Raw genomic sequence first — 1279 nt, forward strand, 5'->3', positions numbered from 1 at the left:
TGTTGATCAAGGAGGCCGCCCATGTCTCTGGTCTCGTCATTGTGCAAGGGGTCAGGACACAATCGGACAGCGCGCTTGCGTCCGATTTGGGATGTTGTTGGCAGCAGGGTCCCCATTTCGAGGCGCCCGGCACCGAGGCACCCGGCTATGTGCGGCGCATCGATGCGAACGCGCTATCCCGCTTGCTTGGCCCGCCCATTCAAGGCGGCGGTGGTTCTGCGAAAAAACTTTATCGGCGCGGGTGGACCGTCATGGTGACAGCGGCCATGTGGACGGCCGCAATGGTCGCGCTCTTCATATGCGGGTTGCACGACCTGCGAAGCTAGAACGCGCCACTGCGCTTCGTTGGCACGGCAGGGAGGGCGGCCGATCCTTTTGCTGAAACAGCCGGGGTGTCCTGTCCTCCCGATTTTCCGGGTCCGCCTGATCTTTCTCATATGCCGGCAATCATCGCCGTCTGATCATCAGGTGGCGGCAGGCAGCCATATTTCGATGGAGGTGCCGCCATTATCATTGGCAACGGTCGCATCGCCGCCATGCGCCCGCGCAATGGCCTGAACGACCGACAGGCCAAGCCCCGAACCACCACTGACGCGGGCGCGCGATTCCTCTGCGCGCCAGAAACGTTCAAAGGCACGATTTTCCGAGCCTCGCGGCAACCCAGGCCCGCTGTCCGAACATCGCAGAAACACCCGGTCCCGCGTCTGGCGCGTCTGGATCACAACGGTGCTCTTGGGGGCGTAACGGCAAACATTGTCAAGAACTGCAAACAGCACCTGGCGGATTCTGGCCCGGTCGGCAAAGGTGATCGCACGGCCAAGATCGCGTTTGAGGATAATGCCTGACCCTGAAAGATCCTGGTCAACCGACGCTGTCACTGCGTCCACTTCTTCAGCCAGGTCGACTCTGTCGAGCTTGAGTTCGAGCTGACCCGCATTGGACAGGCCGAGGACCCTCAGATCCTCAACGATACGGGCAAGGTCTTCGACATGGGCAAGCAGCCGCCGATAGATTTCCGGTGCCGGGGTAAACACGCCATCGGCCAGTCCCTGCAGCCGGCCACGTAAAATCGTCAGCGGCGTTCGCAGTTCGTGCGCAATGGCGGAATTCGAGTAGCGAAGTTCAATCTCGGCATTCTCCAGCCGTGCAGCCATGGCATTGAAGTCGGCAATCAGGCTCTCGGCCTCGCCAAATGGCGAATGAATCGTCTCGGCTCGCGCCGAAAAGTCGCCGCCGGCAATGGCACGGACGGCCTTGGCGATGGATTTGAGCGGCCGGA

At 61.3% G+C, this 1279-nt stretch carries 2 protein-coding genes; one reads left to right on the forward strand and one right to left on the reverse strand.

The window, feature by feature from the left end; all coding sequences use genetic code 11:
- Positions 1–326 (forward strand): hypothetical protein (locus tag ACTJJ7_RS28010; protein ID WP_440969496.1); only part of this gene is annotated, 326 nt, incomplete at its 5' end.
- Between the two features lie 138 nt (positions 327–464).
- On the opposite strand, the gene ACTJJ7_RS28015 is transcribed toward ACTJJ7_RS28010, so the two are convergent.
- The coding region (locus tag ACTJJ7_RS28015) for an ATP-binding protein (RefSeq protein ID WP_440969497.1) at positions 465–1279 on the reverse strand (815 nt) is incomplete at its 5' end.

The sequence above is a fragment of the Phyllobacterium sp. 22229 genome (assembly GCF_052056495.1).
GTDB classification, from domain to species: domain Bacteria; phylum Pseudomonadota; class Alphaproteobacteria; order Rhizobiales; family Rhizobiaceae; genus Phyllobacterium; species Phyllobacterium myrsinacearum.